Source organism: Halomonas sp. PA16-9 (assembly GCF_009728585.1).
Taxonomy (GTDB): Bacteria; Pseudomonadota; Gammaproteobacteria; order Pseudomonadales; family Halomonadaceae; genus Vreelandella; species Vreelandella titanicae.
In genome coordinates, this window is the sequence record NZ_CP040451.1 from 1,857,379 (window position 1) to 1,876,578 (window position 19,200).

Annotated in this window: 17 protein-coding genes and 3 pseudogenes; 7 read left to right on the forward strand and 13 right to left on the reverse strand. The window is 53.3% G+C overall.

What is annotated here, in order from left to right:
• Positions 1–3: 3 nt before the first annotated feature.
• Positions 4–1,212, forward strand: a complete 1,209-nt coding sequence (locus tag FDY98_RS08505; protein ID WP_027959015.1) for an amino acid deaminase — start codon at positions 4–6, stop codon at positions 1,210–1,212.
• 38 nt (positions 1,213–1,250) lie between these two features.
• Here FDY98_RS08505 and FDY98_RS08510 read toward each other — a convergent pair whose 3' ends face one another.
• The 12 genes and pseudogenes from FDY98_RS08510 to FDY98_RS08565 all read right to left on the reverse strand — a co-directional run bounded on the left by FDY98_RS08510 (position 1,251) and on the right by FDY98_RS08565 (position 12,524).
• Positions 1,251–2,045 carry an IclR family transcriptional regulator gene (locus FDY98_RS08510; protein WP_009287709.1) on the reverse strand — a complete coding sequence of 265 codons (795 nt, stop codon included), beginning with the start codon at positions 2,043–2,045 and terminating at the stop codon, positions 1,251–1,253.
• 61 nt (positions 2,046–2,106) lie between these two features.
• Positions 2,107–2,859 (reverse strand): 2-dehydro-3-deoxy-D-gluconate 5-dehydrogenase KduD, encoded by a 753-nt coding sequence (gene kduD, locus FDY98_RS08515; RefSeq protein ID WP_009287710.1) that lies wholly within the window; start codon positions 2,857–2,859, stop codon positions 2,107–2,109.
• A 68-nt stretch (positions 2,860–2,927) separates the two neighbouring features.
• Positions 2,928–3,713, reverse strand: coding sequence for a 5-dehydro-4-deoxy-D-glucuronate isomerase (gene kduI / locus FDY98_RS08520; RefSeq protein ID WP_442907902.1), 786 nt, complete (start codon positions 3,711–3,713; stop codon positions 2,928–2,930).
• 33 nt (positions 3,714–3,746) lie between these two features.
• Positions 3,747–4,607 (reverse strand): TRAP transporter large permease subunit, encoded by an 861-nt coding sequence (locus tag FDY98_RS08525; protein WP_196517932.1) that lies wholly within the window; start codon positions 4,605–4,607, stop codon positions 3,747–3,749.
• Positions 4,608–4,686: 79 nt separating this feature from the next.
• Positions 4,687–5,019: pseudogene (locus FDY98_RS29415) on the reverse strand (TRAP transporter large permease subunit); the annotation flags it as partial.
• Positions 5,016–5,555 (reverse strand): TRAP transporter small permease, encoded by a 540-nt coding sequence (locus tag FDY98_RS08535; protein WP_155705787.1) that lies wholly within the window; start codon positions 5,553–5,555, stop codon positions 5,016–5,018. The pseudogene FDY98_RS29415 and the gene FDY98_RS08535, both read right to left, overlap by 4 nt.
• The gene (locus FDY98_RS08540) at positions 5,555–6,553 is read right to left on the reverse strand and encodes a TRAP transporter substrate-binding protein (RefSeq protein WP_009287712.1); all 999 of its coding nucleotides are present in this window, start codon (positions 6,551–6,553) and stop codon (positions 5,555–5,557) included. Before FDY98_RS08540 ends, FDY98_RS08535 begins: the two co-directional genes overlap by 1 nt.
• A 285-nt stretch (positions 6,554–6,838) precedes the next feature.
• A pseudogene (locus tag FDY98_RS08545) lies at positions 6,839–7,422 on the reverse strand (HAD family hydrolase).
• Positions 7,423–7,510: 88 nt separating this feature from the next.
• Positions 7,511–8,485 carry a 2-hydroxyacid dehydrogenase gene (locus tag FDY98_RS08550; protein ID WP_155705788.1) on the reverse strand — a complete coding sequence of 325 codons (975 nt, stop codon included), beginning with the start codon at positions 8,483–8,485 and terminating at the stop codon, positions 7,511–7,513.
• A gap of 78 nt (positions 8,486–8,563) precedes the next feature.
• A complete protein-coding gene (locus FDY98_RS08555) occupies positions 8,564–9,547 on the reverse strand; it encodes a sugar kinase (RefSeq protein ID WP_027959019.1) in 984 nt (327 codons plus the stop codon).
• An 86-nt stretch (positions 9,548–9,633) separates the two neighbouring features.
• Entirely contained in the window at positions 9,634–10,650 is a 1,017-nt protein-coding gene (locus FDY98_RS08560) for a LacI family DNA-binding transcriptional regulator (RefSeq protein WP_027959020.1), read from the reverse strand.
• Positions 10,651–10,784: 134 nt separating this feature from the next.
• On the reverse strand, positions 10,785–12,524 hold the full coding sequence (locus tag FDY98_RS08565; RefSeq protein WP_009287713.1) for an HD domain-containing phosphohydrolase: 1,740 nt from the start codon (positions 12,522–12,524) through the stop codon (positions 10,785–10,787).
• 279 nt (positions 12,525–12,803) lie between these two features.
• Between FDY98_RS08565 and FDY98_RS08570 the strand changes: the two genes are divergently transcribed.
• Complete coding sequence (locus FDY98_RS08570; RefSeq protein ID WP_009287714.1) at positions 12,804–13,643, forward strand: methyltransferase domain-containing protein; 840 nt, start codon at positions 12,804–12,806, stop codon at positions 13,641–13,643.
• A complete protein-coding gene (locus FDY98_RS08575) occupies positions 13,640–14,644 on the forward strand; it encodes a methyltransferase (protein WP_009287715.1) in 1,005 nt (334 codons plus the stop codon). Before FDY98_RS08570 ends, FDY98_RS08575 begins: the two co-directional genes overlap by 4 nt.
• Before the next feature lie 23 nt (positions 14,645–14,667).
• Here the strand turns inward: FDY98_RS08575 and FDY98_RS08580 are convergent, their stop codons facing one another.
• A complete protein-coding gene (locus FDY98_RS08580; RefSeq protein WP_027959021.1) occupies positions 14,668–15,423 on the reverse strand; it encodes a FadR/GntR family transcriptional regulator in 756 nt (251 codons plus the stop codon).
• A 248-nt stretch (positions 15,424–15,671) separates the two neighbouring features.
• Between FDY98_RS08580 and FDY98_RS08585 the strand changes: the two genes are divergently transcribed.
• The 4 genes and pseudogenes from FDY98_RS08585 (at position 15,672) to FDY98_RS08600 (ending at position 19,178) form a co-directional block, all read left to right on the forward strand.
• Entirely contained in the window at positions 15,672–16,412 is a 741-nt protein-coding gene (locus FDY98_RS08585; protein WP_022524025.1) for an SDR family oxidoreductase, read from the forward strand.
• A 22-nt stretch (positions 16,413–16,434) separates the two neighbouring features.
• Positions 16,435–17,274 (forward strand): annotated as a pseudogene (locus tag FDY98_RS08590) (fumarylacetoacetate hydrolase family protein).
• Between the two features lie 23 nt (positions 17,275–17,297).
• Positions 17,298–18,302 (forward strand): zinc-binding alcohol dehydrogenase family protein, encoded by a 1,005-nt coding sequence (locus tag FDY98_RS08595; RefSeq protein ID WP_340146427.1) that lies wholly within the window; start codon positions 17,298–17,300, stop codon positions 18,300–18,302.
• A gap of 147 nt (positions 18,303–18,449) precedes the next feature.
• Positions 18,450–19,178 carry an SIMPL domain-containing protein gene (locus tag FDY98_RS08600; RefSeq protein ID WP_022524022.1) on the forward strand — a complete coding sequence of 243 codons (729 nt, stop codon included), beginning with the start codon at positions 18,450–18,452 and terminating at the stop codon, positions 19,176–19,178.
• The last annotated feature ends 22 nt before the right edge of the window (positions 19,179–19,200 follow it).

Sequence of the window (19,200 nt, forward strand, 5' to 3'; positions counted from 1 at the left end):
CGAATGCAGACAATGGCGTTAGCGATGGATAAAGGCGGTGAGGAATTGGGATCAAACCTTCTATCAGGTGTCAGCCTTCCCGCCGCCGTGGTGCATGAAGGCCCACTGGCTCATAACGTAGAGTGGATGCAACGATTCGCAGAGGCTCACGGTGCTCGCTTGGCGCCCCATGGCAAAACCACCATGACGCCCGCGCTTTTCCATCGACAGCTCCAGGCAGGTGCGTGGGGTATCACACTTGCCACTGCGCCCCAGTGTCGTGCGGCTTTCGCCAATGGCGTTACCCGAATATTGATGGCGAACCAACTGGTGGGTCAGGCAAATATGGCCATTATCGCCAGTCTGATCGAACAGGGCGCTGCGTTTTATTGTGTGGTCGATAGCCATGAGAATGCGCGCCAGCTCGGGCGCTTTTTTGCTGAGCGGGGCTTGACGTTATCGGTGCTTATTGAGATAGGCGTGGAGGGTGGCCGCTGTGGCTGCCGCAATCAGCAGCAAATTCTTTCGCTGGCGGAGGTGATTGCTAGTGAACCAGCACTTTCTCTGGTGGGCCTGGAGGGCTATGAGGGTGTGGTTCACGGGGATAATCCCGAATCTGGTATTCGTACCTATGCTAAATACCTGGTGGATGTTGCCGTAGAGCTCGAAGCTGCTGGACGCTTTGCTGAAGAGAACCCGATTGTCACCGCGTCAGGTTCCGCCTGGTATGATGTGATTGCAGAGGCCTTTCAGGGCGCACCGCTTCAGGGAAGATTTACCCCCGTGCTACGCCCAGGTTGCTACATCGTCCACGACCATGGGCTTTATCGTGAAGCGCAATCAGCGGTATTAGGCCGCCGGCCGGATTTGCAGCAGGGGCTTGAGCCTGCCCTGGAAGTCTTTGCCCAGGTGCAGTCGCTTCCCGAACCTGGGCTTGCCATTGTGGCGCTAGGTAAGCGTGATATCGGTCATGACCAGCTACCTATTGCCCTGCGTCGGTTCCGGGAAGGAGGTGACCCCTCGCAGCCATTGCCGGTGACTGGTTGGGAAGTGACGAAAATTATGGATCAGCACACCTTTGTGGGCCTTCCGGAAGGGGCTCAAGATGTCGAGGTCGGTGATATTGTCGCGTTTGGCGCCTCTCATCCTTGTTTAACCTTCGATAAATGGCGCCAGATATTGTTAGTGGATGATCAACTAAACGTTAAAGAGCGTATGGCGACCTACTTTTAGCGCCCTGTTATTGAGAAAACCGTTATAGAGAACATCATTTAGCTCGTCGTACCTGCTGGTAGGCGCCCACCAATAGCCAGTGTCAGGGCGTCTGCCAGCTCCCCTAGCTGTTCCCGGCAGCGGTCGATGCTGGGAACTTCCCGATGCATCGCTTCTGGAATCAGAGTGAGATAAGGGATGGTGATAACGGCTTCGATAACGTCATGAACCCCAAAGACAGGGAAGCTGATATTGGTTAACCCTTGGACTTGAGGGCTTGGCCCCACGTGGTAGCCCTGCTGGCGAATCGGATCAAATAGCGCCCGCGTTCGGTCAACCTCTTGTTGCGTTGCATCGCTGGCGGCGAGAATGCGCTCCCGGCGTGGCTCATCCAGAAAGGCCAGCATGACGGCCCCAGAACCGGAGCCGCATATATCGATGTTGGCCCCCAGGCGCAGCCCAAAGCCCATCTTGTCGGGGTTTTCGTACTGGGCCACTACCAATAGATGGCCAGGACGAGCAACGCTAAGATGACACGACTGGGAGATTTCATGGCACAGCTCTTCCATGCGCGGTAGTGCGGCCTGTACTAACCGCTTGGTGGGCGGGAAGCGGTGGGCCATCTCAAACATCTTTAGCGTTAGCTGATAGCGGCTACCGCTATCATCCATGCTGACGTAGCCACGATCTCGCAGCACCATCAGCATGCGGTACATCTCATTGGTTTTACGGCCGATCTGTTCGGCAATCGCTTGGGTGCTTAGCGGCTGGGGAGATTGGGCAAGCAGCTCCAAAATATCCAACCCTTTCTCTAAGGCAGGGGCGTGGTACTGCGTTTCAGCCTTCTCCTTCATTCAAGCTCCCTTACGTGATTGCCAATCGCTCGTTGATCGTGGCGTTAACCAAAACGCTTGGTTAGCGTGCCAGCCAGCCGCCGTCTACCGCCAGGGTATGTCCATGCACGTAGCGGGCGGCATCGGAGCATAAGAATATCACAGCGCCGGCTAAGTCTTCTGGCGTGCCCCAGCGTCCGGCGGGGATTCGGCCAAGAATTTCAGCATGGCGCTGGGGATCGTCGCGCAATGCTTGGGTGTTGTCGGTGGCCATATAGCCAGGGGCGATGCCATTAACGTTGATGTCATGGCCCGCCCACTCATTGGCGAGCAGGCGCGTTAAGCCGAGAATGCCGCTTTTGCTGGTGGTGTAGGAGGGCACGCGAATGCCGCCCTGAAACGACAGTAATGAAGCGATATTGACGATCTTGCCCGGCGCTTTGCGCTCGATAAGGTGTTTGGCAACCTGCTGTGCGAGAAAGAAAGCGGCTTTTAAGTTAACGTCAATGACGTCATCCCAATCTTGCTCTGAAAATTCAACGGCTGCTGCCCGGCGAATAATCCCCGCATTGTTGACCAGGATATCCACCTTGCCCGCTTGCGCGATCGCCTGTGAGACAATCTCGCTAGGCGCTTGGCTGCCCAGCTCCGCCGTAATGTCGTAAAACTGGCGCCCTAGGGCCTCGACCTGCTGGCGGGTGTCATCAGCAGGGCTGCGGTTGACCCCCACGATATCGGCACCCGCCTGTGCCAGTGCAATGGCAATTCCCTGGCCCAACCCTTTGTTGCAACCCGTCACCATGGCAACTTGTCCGTTCAGCGAAAATAGCTTCATTGGTCACTCTCCCTGGGTAGTGGTTTAGCGCAGCTCTTTAGAAGCGATAAAGTCCATATCATCGTAGGTCAGGTTTTCACCGCACATACCCCAAATAAAGGTGTGTAGCGGCGAGTGCCAAAGCCGCAGTGAATCGACCAGCTGGGGTGAATCACGGCTTGTTCGTTGGCAACCACGATATGCCGGGTCTCTTGGGGTTCACCACACAGGTGGAACACCACATCGTCTTCACTCAAGTCAAAGTAGAAGTACACTTCCATGCGCCGTTCGTGGGTATGGCAGGGCATGGTGTTCCACATACTGCCGGGCTCTAACTGGGTAAGCCCCATGGAGAGCTGGCAGGTATCCAGTACATCGGTATGTAGGTACTTATTAATGGTACGCACATTTCCGGTTTCGGGGTCGCCAAGGGTGGTGGGCGAGGCATCTTCCGGGCGGATATGGCGAAGCTGGTAACGTACATGGGCAGGCGTTGAGTTGATATAAAAGCGCGCAGGCTTGGTCGCATCGAGGCTCTCAAAGCTGACTTCACGGCTCTCTTTGGGAATATACAAGCCGTGGTGGGTGCCCAGCTCGACCGTTTCACCGTCGACAGTAATGCGCCCGGGCGCGCCAATGTTGATAACGCCCATTTCCCGCCGCTCTAGAAAATCAACGCCAAGTTCTTTGCCACCGCTCAGGGTAAGCGGTGAATCAGTGGGTACCGCGCCACCGACAATAATGCGGTCAACGTGGCTGTAGGTTAGCGACAGTTGCCCAGGCTCCATAATCTTGGTGACCAGCATTTTGTCACGCAGGCCCTGGGTATCGAGGGTTTTAAAATGATCGCTATGAAGCGCTTGGCGAATATCCATATGAATTTCCTTTAATAGTAAAAGTAAATGGGCTCACGAGAACAGCGTGAGCGGCCACAGGGTGATAGCCGGAAAGACAATGACCAGCAGTATCACCAGGAGATTTGCGAGCAGGAACGGCAGGGCGCCGCGGAAAATACGCCCAATCGAGAGGCCAGTGATGGATGAGCAGACGTTCAGGCACATGCCCACCGGCGGCGTGACCAAGCCAATAGCCAAGCCACTGATCAACAGGACACCAAACTGCACAGGTGAAATATTGGCCAGGGCAAGCACCGGCAGCACCACTGGGGTAATCAGCAAAATCGCGGGGGTCACATCAATAAAGGTGCCGATCAGTAGCACGGCAGCTGCAATCACCAGCAGAAGCAATATCGGGGTAAGATCCAGCCCGCCTAAAAAGCCTGCCAACAGCTGGGGAATCTGCTCCATCGAGAGAATCCACACGTACAGCTGGCTCATGGCAATAATGATCATCACCGTTGCGCTGGTCATTACGGCAGAGCGAAACAGTGCGGGCAGTTCACGCAGTTTGAGGCTTTTAAATACCACCAAGGCCAGAAACAGCGCATAGCCCACGCCTAACGCGGCGGACTCAGTGGCTGTAGCGACACCGCCGACCACCGCACCCACTACAAACAGAGGAATTAATAGCGCGAGTACCGCACGCTGAATCACCTGGCGGCGCTGTTGCGGGTTTAATCCTGCGTGGGCACGGGGGTAGCCTTGACGACCGGCCATTAGCGCAATGATGCCCATCATCAGCAGGCCAATGAGTAAACCTGGCACAAGGCTCGCCATAAACATGGTGCCGATAGACTGCTGCGCGGTAACAGCGTAGATCACCATGGGCACACTGGGAGGAATGATCATGCCCATGGTGGAAGATGCCACGGTAATACCGCTGGCTTTCTACGCTGTATCCCTTGCGTGCCATCTCCGGAATCATGGCGGAACCCACCGACGCCGTATCAGACACAGAAGAGCCCGATATGCCGCCAAAGATCATCGATGTCGAGATATTGACGTGCCCCAGCCCACCTGGAAAACGGCCTACCAACATCAAACAGAAGTCGATCAAGCGAGCGGTAATGCCTGAGGCGTTCATCACCAGCCCCATCAAAATGAACAGCGGCAGGGCAATCATGGTGTACAGATCCATACCGGACAGTACCCGCTGGGGCAGCACGCCAATCAAGCCTGGTTGCATGATCAAAAAGTAAACCAACCCCGAAAGCCCTAACGAGTAGGCGATGGGTACCCCAATCAGCAACAGCACCATCAGGCTAACAAGCAGTAAAATCATGCCTGGCCCTCCTGCGCGTCTTCTCGTTGAGCGGAGGGCCGCTCGCCACCCATTAGCACCGCCAAAGAAAATAGAATGACCAGTAGCGCGCCAATGGGGACACTGATTTGCACTACCCAATTAGGCACATCCAGCACGGCGGAGCGGAAACGACCCACTTGCCCAATCCAGCTGATACTGAGCCATGCCAAATAGCCATTGAATAACATCACAAGACAGTGGCGTAAGCGGTTCAGCCAGACGGCTATTGCCGAAGGCAGTGCATCCACAAGCACGCTGATACGGATATGCTCGCCGCGCAAAATGGCGACCGATGCCCCTGCGGTGGAATACACAAATAGAAAGCGCATCACTTCTTCAGCACCGGCAAAGCCAATGCTGAATACGTAGCGCAGTATCACCAGTGCCAAGCAGAGCAGGAAAACCGCCGCAATTAATGCGGCGATCAGATTTTCCAGCAGGCTAGCGAAGCGGCGCATTACCCGCATCAAGGCGGTATCTTCCGCCATCGGCTGCGCCAGTGGAGGTGGATTCATTACTCCAGTACCTCGGCTTGATCAGTCAGGGCGAGCACTTGCTCTAACTGCTCCTGGCTAAAGTCACCACGCTCAACAAAGTGCTCCCAGACAGGAACGACGGCATCTACAAAACCTTGGCGGTGTTCGTCGGCGATGTCATTAATGCTCATGTGCTCGCCCAGTGTTTCGAGGTAGTTGGCTTCGGAGGCTAGCCAAATTTCGTTGGAGCGCGTCATCGTCTCCTGAGCGACGTCGTCGACGATCATCTGCAACTCTTCAGGTAGCTGGTCGTACCACTGGGCGCTGATAAAGAAGGGGTCAGGATGGATTTGCCAGTTCAGTAATGACATGTACTCCTGAGCTTCATGGAATTTCATATCGGCGATATTGGAGGGCGGGTTTTCTTGCCCATCGACCACGCCTGTGCGTAGCGCCATATAGGTTTCGGTGTAAGGCACTTGCTGGGGGGAGGCTCCCAGCGCTTCAAACGCCCGCAGCGTGGGAGCCAGTGGCGGGGTGCGAATCTTCAAGCCACGGAGGTCATCAACTTGATTAACGGCGCGAACGTTATTGGTTAACTGGCGCATACCGCCTGCAACGCCGGTCACCGGTATATGCAGCTGGCTTTCACGTGCGCCTTCATTAATGGCCTGGCCAAGCTCGCCCTCCATTACGTCAATAGCCTGCTCCGGCGTGGTGAACAGGAACGGCATGGTATAGATCAGGTAGGCGGGGTTAGCTTGGGCAAACAAACCACCGCGATAGCCCTGAATAAGCCCCATTTGAACTTGCTGAAGTACGTCCTCCTCCTTCCCCAGGGTGCCATTGAAATAGAGTTCGACGGCGATACGCCCATCACTGCGCTCTTCAAGCGCTTCTTTGAAGTAGCGCATGGACTCAGAACGCGGCGCCTCATCGGTTTGCGAATGAGCATACTTGAAGGTGAAATCGGCAGCTTGGAGCGACGTGGTGAAGCCAATAGCGAGGCTGGCCATCATTAAGTGGGTTAGGCGCATGGAAGGTTCTCCGTTTTATTGTGATGTTCTTGTTGCGATGCGATAGCTGTTTCTCAAATATAAAATCTGTTTTTATATTTGATGTGAGGCCAAGCTTAACGTCATTCCTGCATAGGTCAATGCTTGGGCTATGCGACATTGGTCGCGATGCATATTTTCAGTACAGAGTGAGGGGGTTATAAGCACGCAGGCGGTGTCGTCGGCAGGCACGGGAAACATGCCTGTCGAGGGCGGGCGTTGGAGAGTTGATTAGCGGCGGTTAATCAGTTAACCAAGCAACCGCGATCAGAAGTGTAGGCGCGCAATGGCGGTGGGAAGCTCGCTGGCGTGGTGGATACCAATCGCCCCTTCGGGGGTGAGTTCTTCATTAGGGAAGTGGTTGAGGTGAATCACGTGCATGCCCGCCGCTAGCCCCGCTTCCACACCCACCGCCGCGTCATCGATCACCACGCACTGCTGAGGAGCATGGCCCATAGCGGCGGCAGCTTTACGGTACAGCTCGGGGTCGGGTTTCCAGACATTGAGGGTATAGGCGCTAAAGAGCTTGTCAGCAAAGTGATGGCCTAGTTCGGTGCTTTCCAGCGCACAGCGAATTTTGCGCTCGGGGCCATTAGAGACCACGGCCTTGGGTGGCTACTTAACTGTTCCAGTGCGGCGACCATACCAGGAATCGCCACCAGCTCGGCACGCATACGGGCTTCCATACGCGCCCGCATACCTGCCTCAAGCTGGGAAAATGCATCTTCTGCTAATGTTTGAAAACGCTTTTCCAGGGTTTGGACGATCGTCTGGAAACGCACCCCGCGAAATTCATCCATATACTGACGCGCTGAAAAGGGTAAGCCGAATTCGGGAAGAATATCCCCCATCACCTCGGCAAGCAGTATTTCGCTATCCACCAAGGTGCCATCGCAATCGAACAGTAAGCATATTGACGTGGAGGGGGCGCGGCAGGCTTCATTGATAGGTTTCCTCGTTGACTAAGCTAATTGGCCGCTCACCCTGGAGTGCTAGACGAATATTATCCACCGCTCGCTGGGCCATGGCGTCGCGGGTTTCATGGGTTGCAGAGCCGATATGCGGCAGGGCGACCACATTGGGCATCTTCGTCAGCGGTGACGCAGCGCGTAGTGGCTCCTGCTCAAATACATCCAGCCCTGCTGCTTGAATAACGCTGGTTTCCAAGGCGTGTATTAAGGCGCTTTCATCGACGACTTTGCCGCGGGCGATATTGATAAAAATGCCTGAAGGCTTCATCAGCGCAAACTCTTGGGCACCGATCAAATGCTCGGTCTCGGCGGTAAGCGGCACAGTGACACAGACGAAATCGGCTTCAGCCAATAGCTCGTTGAGTTCGCGGCGCTGCGCACCAAGCTCACTCTCTAAATCGAGCTTGGGTGAAGCGTTGGAGTAGAGCACCTGCATACCAAAGCCCAGGGCTCCGCGCCTGGCAACGGCTTGACCGATGCGCCCAAACCCCACCATGCCTAGGGTTTTACCATGCACATCGCTGCCAAACAGTGCCGGGCCAATGCTGGCTTGCCATTTGTCCGCTTTGACCCACTCGGCTAGTTCAACCACCCGGCGCGCCGCGGCCATGATCAACGCAAAGCCGGTGTCGGCAGTGGTTTCGGTAAGCACATCAGGCGTATTGCACAGCATAATGCCGCGCTTAGTAAGTTCATCAACAGGGATGTTGTCGTAGCCAACAGAGATGGTCGCTATGACTTTCAAGTTGGGCGCTGCGTCCAGCAACTGGGGGGTAATGGCTAAGCCGGAACCGATAATGCCGTGTGTCTCCGCTAATAGAGCGCGATTTTCAGGGGCATCAAGCGAGCTGGTTTTCGGCAACACATCCACTTCAAACAAATCGCTAAGTTCAGTCTGTTGAGCGTCGCTGAGTCGTCCTTGAATCACTAGACGTTTTTTCATTGTTATCTCCATGGTGAAAAGCCTGTTATCTAAAACCTGTTATTTAAAACCTGCTATTTAAAAAATAGTGTGTGGCGATTAGCCAATGGGTTGGTCGACTTCAAGCGCTAGTAGTTGCTCGCGATTAGGCAGACCTTCCATATCACCCACTACCTGGATGGCTTGGGCGCCAATGAGGTTGCCGCGTTGGGCGGCTTGACGCGCCGTTCTTCCGTCAAGCAGAGCGCTAATGACACCGACGGCGAAGCCATCGCCTGCACCTACGGTATCCACCACCTCAGCAACGTGGCAACCGGCCACTGTAAAGCTCTCTTCTTGCCCATCCAGGTTGCCACGGTAATAGCTACCTTCGGGGCCCAGCTTGATGATCACAGCCGAGGCACCTTGATCCAGATAATAGCCTGCTATGTCGTAAGGCGTCTTCTGCCCGGTGAGAAGCTGGCCCTCTGAAAGCCCAGGCAACACCCAGTCGGCGCGGCTGGCGAGTTCATTAAGGGTCGACCGCATAACGTTTTCGCTAGGCCAAAGTGACGGCCGCAAATTGGGGTCAAAGGAAATACTAGCGCCGTGGGCGCGGGCCCCTTCCATCAAATGATGGCTAAGTTGGCAGGCGCTTTCAGATAACGCTGGGGTAATGCCCGTCGCGTGAAGGTGGTTAAGTGCCTGAAAGTCGACATCCCGGGCGTCCTCAATAGTGAGATGGCTGGCGGCACTGCCACGTCTAAAATATTCAACTCGCGGGTCGGCGCCGTTCTGGGCACGTTCTTTAAAGAGCAGCCCGGTGGGGTGCTGTGCATCGGCGTGAATATAGCGATCATCGATACCTTCCGCTGTTAATGCCGCCTGAATAAACCCTCCAAAGCTATCGGTTCCCACTCGACTTAACCAGCCCACGTGGAAACCCAGCCTGGAGAGGCCGATAGCGACATTATTATCGGCGCCTGCCAAGCGGCGGTGGAAACGCTCAATGTTGGATAAGTCGCCTGGTGAATCAGCGACAAACATAGCCATGGCTTCGCCGAAGGTGAGAATTTCTGGTGGGTTAGAGAAGGAGTGGGGCATAGTCAGTAATCTCTTCGAGTTGTTCATTATCATCCAATGGGAACGATACCATTTTTGTGGCAATTTTTTAGCACCGACTAAAAAAATTAGCGTTGAGTAGAACCTCGTTCGATCAGAGTAGGTGAAAAATTCAGCGCCGCTGGCATTGATGATACGTGGGGCGCAATGCGATGCATCAAGCATTGAACAGCCGTTTTACCCATTGCATCGGTGGGTTGGGCAAGCGTGGTAATGCCGGGAGAGATCAAAGCGCACCAATCGAGTTCATCAATCCCCATCAAGCCTACCTTGCCAAGCGGTAAGTCCAACTGCTGAAACAGGCGGGTCACGGTTAGGGTGGCAGTGCCATTGCCGCACAAGACAGCGCAAGCGTGCTGTTGGTGGGCGGCTAAAAAGTCGCTTAGTGCTTGAAGCGTTGCAGTGCCATCTGAGTTAGCAAGCAGGGAGGATGAATGGATAAGCCCCAACTGCTCGGCAGTGTGGTTAAAGCGGGCCAAGCGTTTTTGTCGCGTGCTCGATTGCTGGGGAACTTCGCTGACATACAGTACGGCCTGGTAGCCCTGATCGGCCAAGTGTTCTAGCGCCATATCGATCGCCAGGTGATTATCGAGTCCAACCACCTCCGCTTCCACATGATCGACTTCGCGGTCTAGCAGCACAATGGGTGTCCCCTGGCTGATGAAAGTATGTAGTTGGCGTTCAGGGCTGCCGGATGCATTTACCACGAGACCTTCCACCTGATAGGCACCCAACAGGTCTAAATGCTGGCGCTCCTGTTCTGGGTCGTTATCAGTATTACATACTACCAATGAGTAGCCGTATTGGCGGCACGCTTGCTCTACACCATGTGTGATAGCCACTGAAAATGGGTTGCGGATATCTGCCACCAACATACCTAACAATTTAGAGCGACCACCTTTTAACCCGCGTGCCATTTGATTTGGCTGGTAGCCAAGGGTACCTGCCGCATGGGCGATGCGCGCTTGAAGTGAGGGCGAGAGCCGATCACGCTCTTCGCCAAAATAGCGCGATACGCTGGTTTTAGAGGCACCAGCGAGGCGGGCTACTTCAAGAATGGTGGAACGGCGCGGTGTAGGTGGCATAGTGTACTTTAAAATAGAGTGCTTAAATAAATAGCGTTTTGCGTTAAAGTGTCTTCCGTTACATTGTGATTAACGGAATGAAAGTAGCTCAATTTTGGGTGTTTGCTAGGCCAAAAGCAACGGCGTGCGAGCCGCTAAGGGTGATTGGCCATATGAATATTGTAGTCTGTGGGGTTCACCGTGCCCTCAAGACGTCCAATTTGAGTAAAGTCATTATTTTCAAGAACCGTGTCAATAGATGTGTCTCTAAAGGAGAGGTTTTTAATAACGTTAACTTTACACGGCATTCCCTTTGCATCTACATCCATTATCCATGCTAAGAAACCGTTTGAGAACTTTGCTAAGCTACCGATAGGGTATAAGCCAAAGTGTTGGATATACTCTACAAGTAATGACTTTTCATAAATAGTTGGGCAGTTATTAACCCAGCGGTAGGCATCAAGAGGTTGCCGTGGATGCTGACCATTTCGCTCATGGGTTAATTTATTGATTATTTTAATAACACTGATTAGTCGAACACGCTCGGATAACTCTGCAGCCTGCTTTCCAGCTGGATAGCCGCTGCCATCGAGCCGTTCGTTGGCATTGAGGATAATGTCATGGCAGGCTGGGCTGGCGACCCAGCCCAGTGCTGTTAGCTTGTTATTCAGTGCAACAACATGTTCTTTGAGTAGCTCGGCTTGCGATGGAGACATGCGAATTTTAAGTGAGGGGAGCTGTTCGCTAATCAGCAGTGGTTTACCCATGGTGTGTAGTAGGGCGCCCGCCACTGTTTCCCGTGTCTGTGACGCGTATGGGTCACGACTGATCAGGATCATTGCTAGCTGGCTACTCACTTGTATGGCATGGCGCACCCACTCGGGTTCATCATGCAAAAAAGCCAGTGCATACTGAAGCCCCCTTCGGTCTTGAGTGACCATATAAAGAAGGCTGTCGACACACTCATAGAGGCTCTCTTCTGGAAATAAATCCTTGTTTTTAGTAAACATTAACATGACTTGTAGCTGGTGAGCGACTTCAAGAACACCGCGTAACAGAGGAGATCGTTGGCTACTCTTGGTTTGATCATGCTCTTCTTTGTGCTGCATTTTCTTCTCTTTGGCATCTGCGATGAAAAGCCGTGACTTAGCTCGAGAGGAGCTATCCTGTATACCTGAGCGAAAAGCAGCTTCGAACTCAGATTCCGATACATAATGGAAAAGAGTCTCAGTCATCGTGGCTGACATATTAATAAACTCAATACCGATAGCCGCATAGTCATGGCTCCCAAAAGGTCGCATATGACAAATACGTCCTTGAGTGTTGAATATTTCTCCGTTTGGAAACTCGAGAGTGACCTCCGGCAGTACCTGATTAATGCTAAGAGCCATGCTATCTTCCAGTCTGACATACACCATGCAGCCACCTACTGAAAGGTTACGCACTTTACCTTCCACGTTGAGCTCATGGGCAAATACTTCCAAGTGCACACGTGCGTGCATACCCAGAATGAAGGGTACACGCAAAGCTCTTCGATTATCGGAGGAAAAAATAGAGCCGGGAAGCTGGCACTCTAAATGGTAAGTGCAGGTATCTATTTTAATGACGTGTGCCGGCACTTGTTCAATATTATAAATTTCTTCTTCTATACCTGGCGTAGGATGGGAAGCTTCTATGTCAAAGCAAATGGTGTCGTTTTGCAAATAAGGAGAAAGCGAGCTACCTGTGTAATGTATCGCTAACGTTATTTTACCACTGTCCAATTCTATCTTAATAGCCTTCGCCTCTATGGCGTAGGCCGCTTCTTTTGAAAAAATAGAAATAGTATGTTCTTTTTTTAGCAAAGACCGTATTATTTGCCCAGTGGTATTTTGGTTCGCCGTATTGATAATCATATAAAACCCACCGTATTTATTTTGTTATAATTAATATCGACTTGGTGGTGACTGCTATATGCTTCTATTGCTTGTCACTCCTACCATGATAGGACATTTTTCCTGTGTCGATTAGCTATTATTTCGCTCCAGTTTGCAAACCTATTTATATCGATTTTAAGAGTCATTTGTAATGATTTGATAATTTTTGTTTATGTTTGATGCAGGTTAGGCCGCCATTCGGACGGGTAGGGATAATCAGGTAAACTGCACGCTTTCTTTTACAGCGATGCTCGCGGCATGCCCTCAAATCCTAAATCACTCCATTCTCAATCGAGCAGCTATGAATTAACGCCGTCTGGCGATCGCTATTTCGATGGCCTAGCCGAGAAATTCTCCCGTTCGCTCTATCAGGCGCCCCGGGGCGAGCTGCGTCTCGCAATGCTCGACTACCTGCTACCGGAAATGCTGAATCTAGAGGGGCAGTGCGTGCTGGACGTGGGCGGTGGCCTGGGCCAGCAGGCGGCATGGTTTGCTGAGCGGGGGCACGATGTCACGATGACTGAACCCTCAGCAGATATGTTGAGCTACGCCAAAACCTGGCACCGGGACGTTAAAACGTTACCGGAAGAGGCTATTACTTATCTGCAGGCGCCGCTACAACTGTTAACAGAACAAGCTCCTGGCCCATGGCCTCTGATTACCTGCCATGCAGTGTTGGAGTGGTTAGGTGACCCGCAAGCAGCGCTGTCCACATTGAGCGATTTATTGGCACCTGGCGGCCAGCTTAGCTTGATGGTGTTTAATCGCGATGCACTGCGCTTTTCCAACGCGGTCAAAGGCAATCTTGAGAAGGCGTTGAGCGACCGCTTAGCGGGGAAGGGCAAGCGACAACGATTGACGCCTATTTCGCCTGTTAGTCATGCCGAGGTTGAGCAGTGGAGTGCAGATAACGGCTTAGTGATAGATGCAGTCGCCGGTATCCGCGTTTTTCAAGATTACTTGCGCCACCCTCCCACCACGCCAGCAGAAACTGAAACGCTGCTGGCGCTGGAAAAAAAGTATTGTCGCCATGACCCCCACTGGCGCCTGGGCCGCTACCTGCTTTATACATTAATTAAACCGGAGATCGTTGAATGAGTGCCCAGTCCCCAGCATGCCAGCTGTTAGAGCGCCAAAAAGATAACTATGTAGCGCTGTGGGTCATTGGCCCGCCAGTCGATAGCTGGCTTATTGACCAATCGACGGGTGTGGTCAGTGGCGATTTTGACGTACTGCGTGAGTGGCAGGCGCAAGGCAAGCAGGCCCGAACGCCTTTTAACTTGGCAGTGGACGAGTCATTCGGCAAAGAGATGGTGCTGTTTTGGCCGAAGGCGCATCAGTTAGGTATTTGGTGGCTCAAGTGGTTATGTGAGCAGCTACCTGAAGGGACTCCCATTGAAATTGTCGGCGAGCATCAAGGTGGCATTAAACGTGTTCCCAAGATGCTGGATGAGCTGGGGATGCCTTGGGATAAGCGCGACAACGCCCGGCGCTGTTCACTCTTTGCCACCCAAACCGTGGCATTGGATTCGACTAGCGATAGCGCTTGGCAGCAATTCGAGACATTAGGACTGACGCTGAACAGCCACCCGGGCGTATTTGGCCACGGCAAAGTCGATGAAGGAACGCTGTTACTGTTGGAAAGCATTGAGAATAGCTTGCCGAAAAAACCGCTCAAAGTGCTGGATATGGGCTGTGGCGATGGGATTATTAGCGCTTGGTTGGCCCAGCGTGGCCATCATGTGACCGCGGTGGACGTCAGCGCTTTTGCGGTAGAGGCGTGTAAGCGCACCTTGGCGGCGAATGGGCTAGAGGGGCGGGTACTCTGCAGTGATGTATTCAGTGCACTTGAAGGTGAGCAGTTTGACTGGATTGTTAGCAACCCGCCTTTCCATAAAGAGCGTGATATCAGTTATGGCCCTAGCCAGCGTTTGATCAGCGCAGCGCCAGAGCATCTCAATGCGGGCGGGCGGTTAATCCTGGTGGCAAATGGCTTTTTGCCCTATCCAGACCTCTTGCAGCGGGCATTTCAAGACTTCCAGACCCTGGCGGATAATCGCCGCTTCAAGGTTTACGGTGCGATTAAGTCACAGCGCTAGGTCTACGGCATTTGATGAGGCACTTACTCAGCAAAGAAAACATTAAGTACGTGATCCAGATGCACTTCCATAGCACGACGAGCAGCCGCCGGGTCACGTTCTTCAATGGCTTCAACGATGCGCTTATGGTCATCCTGGGAGCGCTGCGGCATATCTGTTTCCATAAAGAGTTCCTGGAGTCGACGAAACATGGCGCCGTACTTGTGGCCAAGCAGATGCTTGATGACAAGTGCGTAGGCCGCGTTGCCTGAGGCCTCAGCAATACGAATATGCAGTAATCGATCTCCGGCGCAGTTGCGCCCGCCATTGGCGTTGTCAGACACATTCCGCTCAAATGCCAAACGGATCGCTTTCATATCCTCTTCAGTGGCGTTCATGGCTGCTAACGCGGCAATTTCCGGTTCCAGATAGCGGCGCGTCTGGAGAAGTGAAAAGGGCGGGATCTCTTCGTCCAGATTGAGCTCAATTTCGCTCTCGAACTCTGGGTCTATTGCCCAGGGCTCGGTTCGAGCGGCTGCGCGCATCACCGACTCCATGGGAGTGGAACGCGATTCATGCACCACGACACCATGGCCGACTCGAACAGCTACCTGCCCAACCACTTCGAGAGCAATCAAGGCCTCTCTCACTGAAGCCCGACTAACGCCAAGAGCTTGGGCAAGCTCTCGCTCGGGGGGTAACAGCGTTCCTGGGGGAAACTCACCATCATTGATTAACTGCTGTAATTGATCAGCAATCTGGCGATAGAGGCGCTGCGAGCGGATGGTTTGAATCGGCATTCGTGGTGTTTCCTATCCGTTTCACTGGTGTTTTTCGACTAAAGTTGATGGCTACTAAAGTTTATTCCCAAAAGCTGCTATTTGGCCTTTTGAGGCTTGTCAGGGTCAAAGTTTCTCGCTCATACTCGGCTCATTGGTCAGGCCATTAGGTGTCTGGATGATTTGGCCTAATGTATGTTCCCATTCTTTTCAAGGTCGTGCCACAGCTTTTAGGGGCGCGCCTTAGCCGTTAGGGATGTGCAAATAACATGAGACTCAAGAACAAAACTGCACTGATCACCGCCGCTGCAAACGGCATTGGGCGTGCTAGCGTCGAGCGCTTTGTTGCCGAGGGCGCACGCGTATTCGCGACAGATATCGATATTGCCAGCTTAGAAGGTATACCGGGTGTTGAAGCTTATCGCCTGGACGTCACGGATAGCCAAGCGATCCACCATTTAGCCGCTTCACTGCCAGCCTTGGATGTACTGTTTAACTGCGCCGGTATGGTGGCAGGTGGCAGCGTACTCGAATGCGACGAGGCCACTTGGCAGCGATCGATGGATCTGAATGTCACTTCAATGTTTCATACCTTGCAGGCTTTTTTACCGGGCATGTTGGCAAAAGAGAGTGGCAGCATCATCAACATGGCTTCCCTGGCATCTAGCATTAAAGGAGTTGCTAATCGCTGCGCTTACGGTACCTCTAAAGCCGCGGTGATCGGACTGACCAAGTCAGTCGCCGCCGACTTTATGACCCAGGGAATTCGCTGCAATGCGATCTGCCCTGGCACCGTTGAGTCTCCCTCTCTCAAACAGCGTATTGCTGAGCAGGCACGTAAAGAGGGGCGCAGTGATGCAGAGGTGCTAGCCTCTTTTATTGCCCGTCAGCCAATGGGTAGGCTGGGGCGAGTGGAGGAAGTGGCTGCGCTGGCGGCTTTCCTGGCTTGTGATGAATCGCAGTTTATTACCGGCACCACGCAATTGATCGATGGTGGTTGGGCTAACTGATTACTTCAGAAGGAATAACAATATGAAACTTTTACGCTTTGGAACGCTGGGCCAGGAAAAGCCGGGCATTCTCGATAGTCAGGGTAAGGTGCGTGATCTTTCCGCCCTCGTTAGCGATGTTGCCGGTGATGTGTTGAGCGACGAAGGGTTGCAGAAACTTCGCGATGTGGATCTCTACATTGCCAGAGGTCGCGGCTGATGTACGTCTGGGGCCTTGTGTTGTCAGGTGGGCAAGTTTATTTGTATTGGTCTCAACTACTCCGATCACGCAGCAGAAACCGGCGCCGAGGTTCCCCCTGAGCCGGTCATTTTCAATAAGTGGACAAGCGCTATCTGTGGTCCCAATGACAATGTGGAGATCCCCCGTGGCTCCAAAAAGACCGATTGGGAAGTCGAGCTTGGGGTAATTATTGGAAAGGGTGGTCGTTACATTGATGAAGCTGAGGCGATGTTACATGTGGCGGGGTTCTGCGTAGTTAATGATGTGTCTGAACGCGAGTTTCAGTTGGAGCGCAGTGGTACTTGGGACAAGGGCAAAGGCTGCGATACGTTTGGCCCCTTAGGGCCCTGGTTAGTTACCCGTGATGAGATTGCTGACCCACACCAGTTAGGTATGTGGCTTGAGGTAGACGGCCAGCGTTACCAGGACGGCAATACGCGCACCATGGTGTATCAAGTGCCTTTTCTGATCAGTTACTTGAGCCGTTTTATGAGTTTGCAGCCTGGCGATGTTATCTCCACCGGCACACCTCCCGGTGTGGGTATGGGCCAGAAGCCCGCCGTTTACCTTCGTGATGGACAGCAAATGCGTTTAGGTATTGAGGGCTTAGGTGTGCAGCGGCAGCGGGTCGTTCAGGCCTAAACATAACGAGGAGAAGCGCGCTTATGGAAGTGCTTATCTGTTCAAAGCCGCAACATCTGGAGCTGCGTCACGCTTCTAAGCCAGAGTGTGCCTCTGGGCATGCCGTGGTACGGATACGCCGTATCGGTATCTGCGGAACGGATATTCATGCGTATGGTGGCAATCAACCCTATTTTGAATATCCCAGGGTGTTAGGCCATGAGCTTGCCGGTGAGATAGTCGAAGTCGCTGATGACCATGACCAGCACTTACTGGGCAAGCAGGTTTATGTCATACCCTACCTGCATTGTGGTGAATGCCGTGCCTGCCAGCAGCATAAAACCAACTGCTGCCAGAACATGCAGGTTATTGGCGTACATCAAGATGGTGGCATGGCGGAGTACCTGGCCGTACCTACCACTCACTTAGTGGTATCTGAAACCCTTAGCATCGATCAATTGGCCCTGGTGGAGTGCATGGCAATTGGTGCTCACGCTGTAAGGCGTAGCGTGCTACAAGCGGATGAATTAGCCGTCATCGTGGGTGCGGGGCCTATTGGTATGGGCGTACTCCAGGTCGCTAAAAGCCAGGGGGCGCGTACCTTGATGGTGGATACCAATCCATCACGTCTGGCTTTTTGCCGTGACGTACTGGGTGCCGATGCGGTGGCGAACCCTCAGGAAGTGGAAGTGGCTGCACAGATCAGCAAGCTAAATGGCGGTGCGTTAGCAGATGTGGTGTTTGATGCCACAGGGAGCCCTCGTGCTATGGAGGCTGGGTTCGATCTGGTGGGGCATGGCGGTTGCTATGTTCTGGTGAGTATAGTCAAAGCAGATATTACCTTCAGTGATCCTGATTTCCACAAGAAAGAGTTGACCTTGATCGGCAGCCGTAATGCCACTCGGGAAGACTTTGATAGTGTGGTGTCACTGATGGATAGTGGGGACATCAATGCTGAAGCAATGATTACCCACCGTGCTTACCTTGCTGACGTGCCTGCCCAGATGCCCAGTGGTGTGACCCCGCTAATCAGGTTATCAAGGCCATGATATCGATTGATCATTAACACTTCTGCATCGTTTCCTCAAACTTGCCACATTCAGCCGCCGACGAATTTACCGGTAAGGTCTATCGTTAAGGACTATGATGCAAATAAGTAGTCGTTAATTTAACGGTAGTGAATAGGAGTGGCAGCAATGGCGGGAAATATTCGAAATACGGCGGTACTGGGAAGTGCCGTTCTGCTGGGCGGGCTGCTGGCGCTAGGGCTGGTATGGAGCGGTAGTTATATCAAGGGCGCCGCAGAAGTGTGGCAGCAGTCGTCGCGTAGCGTCACGGTGCGTGGCTTAGCCGAGCGAGAAGTGCCGGCAGATTTGGTGCTGTGGCCGTTCAATTACAGTGTCAGCGCTAATAGCTTGAGTGACCTTGAGCAGCAGTTGTCCAGTGACGAGCAGGCAATTCGCGATTTTCTGGAGGCCCAGGGGTTTGCATCAGAGCATGTTAGCTCCACTCCGCCGCGGATTACCGACCAATATAGCAATCAGTACGGTGGTCAGCGCCCGGATGAGCGCTATCGCGCCGAAGCAACACTGCTACTGCGCTCCCCCGATGTTGAGGGCGTGATCGAGGCAATCCCCAATGCGACTTCACTGGTTCGAGAGGGCGTACTGCTCTCGCCTAGCTACGAATACCGCACGGAGTTTCTATTTACCGGACTTGATGCGATCAAGCCTGAAATGATTGCGGCGGCCACTGCGGATGCGCGTAACGCCGCACAGCAGTTTGCCGAAGATTCCGGTAGCCAAGTGGGCCAGATTCGTCAGGCGACCCAGGGCTACTTCTCCATCGAGGACTTGGACAGCTACACGCCGCAAACCAAACGTGTTCGCGTTGTCACCACGGTGGACTACTCCTTACAAGATTAGGCCCTAGGCGGCGTTAATGGCG

Bases quoted from the DNA above. Each gene is read 5' to 3' on its own strand.
- FDY98_RS08505 (WP_027959015.1), top strand. From the start codon at position 4: ATGCAGACAATGGCGTTAGCGATGGATAAAGGCGGTGAGGAATTGGGA.
- FDY98_RS08510 (WP_009287709.1), bottom strand. From the start codon at position 2,045: ATGAAGGAGAAGGCTGAAACGCAGTACCACGCCCCTGCCTTAGAGAAA.
- kduD (WP_009287710.1), bottom strand. From the start codon at position 2,859: ATGAAGCTATTTTCGCTGAACGGACAAGTTGCCATGGTGACGGGTTGC.
- kduI (WP_442907902.1), bottom strand. From the start codon at position 3,713: ATGGATATTCGCCAAGCGCTTCATAGCGATCATTTTAAAACCCTCGAT.
- FDY98_RS08535 (WP_155705787.1), bottom strand. From the start codon at position 5,555: ATGAATCCACCTCCACTGGCGCAGCCGATGGCGGAAGATACCGCCTTG.
- FDY98_RS08540 (WP_009287712.1), bottom strand. From the start codon at position 6,553: ATGCGCCTAACCCACTTAATGATGGCCAGCCTCGCTATTGGCTTCACC.
- FDY98_RS08550 (WP_155705788.1), bottom strand. From the start codon at position 8,485: ATGAAAAAACGTCTAGTGATTCAAGGACGACTCAGCGACGCTCAACAG.
- FDY98_RS08555 (WP_027959019.1), bottom strand. From the start codon at position 9,547: ATGCCCCACTCCTTCTCTAACCCACCAGAAATTCTCACCTTCGGCGAA.
- FDY98_RS08560 (WP_027959020.1), bottom strand. From the start codon at position 10,650: ATGCCACCTACACCGCGCCGTTCCACCATTCTTGAAGTAGCCCGCCTC.
- FDY98_RS08565 (WP_009287713.1), bottom strand. From the start codon at position 12,524: ATGATTATCAATACGGCGAACCAAAATACCACTGGGCAAATAATACGG.
- FDY98_RS08570 (WP_009287714.1), top strand. From the start codon at position 12,804: ATGCCCTCAAATCCTAAATCACTCCATTCTCAATCGAGCAGCTATGAA.
- FDY98_RS08575 (WP_009287715.1), top strand. From the start codon at position 13,640: ATGAGTGCCCAGTCCCCAGCATGCCAGCTGTTAGAGCGCCAAAAAGAT.
- FDY98_RS08580 (WP_027959021.1), bottom strand. From the start codon at position 15,423: ATGCCGATTCAAACCATCCGCTCGCAGCGCCTCTATCGCCAGATTGCT.
- FDY98_RS08585 (WP_022524025.1), top strand. From the start codon at position 15,672: ATGAGACTCAAGAACAAAACTGCACTGATCACCGCCGCTGCAAACGGC.
- FDY98_RS08595 (WP_340146427.1), top strand. From the start codon at position 17,298: ATGGAAGTGCTTATCTGTTCAAAGCCGCAACATCTGGAGCTGCGTCAC.
- FDY98_RS08600 (WP_022524022.1), top strand. From the start codon at position 18,450: ATGGCGGGAAATATTCGAAATACGGCGGTACTGGGAAGTGCCGTTCTG.